A 1,245-nucleotide genomic window follows, 5' to 3' on the forward strand; every position below is an offset into this window, starting at 1 on the left:
CACCCCCGCGCCCCGGGAAGCCGGACAACCAGGCCGGCGGCCGATGTCAACGCAGCAGCCGTAGCAGCAGGGCCGCCCCTGCAGCATTCCTCACCGGCTTCCTCCCCAGCCGACCCGCCAGCGAGCAGCGGAATGGCCATCTAGAACCACCGCGCCGTTGAGCCGGGCGACCGCTAGAGGTGCGGGGGCAACCCAAAGACCGGCGCTTCGGGGGTGCCGGGCCCGGTACCGATGTCGGAAGCCTTCAGCCTTGAAGAGCGGGTGAGCCAATGGCACCATTGGCTCATGACGGATGAGACTGCTACTGAGAAACGGATCAACCTGCGCTTCGAGCCGGACGAACTGGCGCTCGTACGCGACATGGCCACGCGCCGGGGGGTGAGCGTTCAGCAGTACCTGCACGACGTGGTGATGAACGACGCAACCGGTGTCCAGCGCGCCTTCCTTGCCTCTGCCCGGGCGACCATCGGCGAGTACGCCGGCGCCTTCCCTGCCCCCGAGGACGACCGCACAGCGCGGGCGGGCTCCGTGGATCGCAACCGCGCAGCCCGGGCCGAAGAACTGAGCAGCGCCAGCCAGGCGGGCGGGAAGGCCGCGTGACCCACTTCGCCACCGTCCCCTACCTGCTGGCCATCGCCGAGCAACTGCCCGGCGACCCGCAGGTGGACGACCTAGGGCCACTCTTCGCCGCCTGCGCCGCTCATGAGGCGGCCGCCATGGACACCGAGGTCTACGGCAGTGCCCGCCTCAAGGCAGCCGCGCTGCTGCAGTTCCTGTCCCGGAACCCGGCGCTGGAGCACTCCAACAGCCTCTTCGCCTGGACGGTCGCGAAGGCCTTCCTGGAAGTCAACGGCCACCAGGTCCACGCACCGCCAAAGGAAGCCGCCCAGCTCGTTGCCGACGTCGTCGACTACCGCCTCGGCGTCGCCGAGACCGCCCAGCGGCTACGCGACTGGACCACGTGACACCAGCCCTGCCGCCCGGAGGCGTGGAACATGAAGGACAGCCCCCGTGTACAGAGTTGCCGCGCCAGGGCTGCGGCCACCCACCTACCTACGACTTCCCTCCGGCACCGTCGCCTGCAAGCCAGGGCGAGTGCTCCGCCGCCGGACTGAGCAACCCACTCTGGCGTTGCAGTTGATACTGAAGCTGAATTCGTGATGTCGCTCGGACGGGTGAAGCAGTAGCGTTCGCCTGCCGGTGGAGGGTCGGTCCCGGTAGTCGTGTGCTGTGAGGTATGCACAG

General features: G+C 68.8%; 2 protein-coding genes. Both read left to right on the top strand.

The window, feature by feature from the left end:
- Positions 1-285 precede the first annotated feature (285 nt).
- Positions 286-600 carry a hypothetical protein gene (locus ACIBH3_RS35970; RefSeq protein ID WP_396316323.1) on the top strand — a complete coding sequence of 105 codons (315 nt, stop codon included), beginning with the start codon at positions 286-288 and terminating at the stop codon, positions 598-600.
- A complete protein-coding gene (locus ACIBH3_RS35975; protein ID WP_396316324.1) occupies positions 597-965 on the top strand; it encodes a fic family toxin-antitoxin system, toxin component in 369 nt (122 codons plus the stop codon). The genes ACIBH3_RS35970 and ACIBH3_RS35975 overlap by 4 nt, the downstream gene beginning before the upstream one ends.
- Positions 966-1,245: the final 280 nt, after the last annotated feature.

It is taken from the genome of Kitasatospora sp. NPDC050543 (assembly GCF_044457565.1).
GTDB lineage: Bacteria > Actinomycetota > Actinomycetes > Streptomycetales > Streptomycetaceae > Kitasatospora.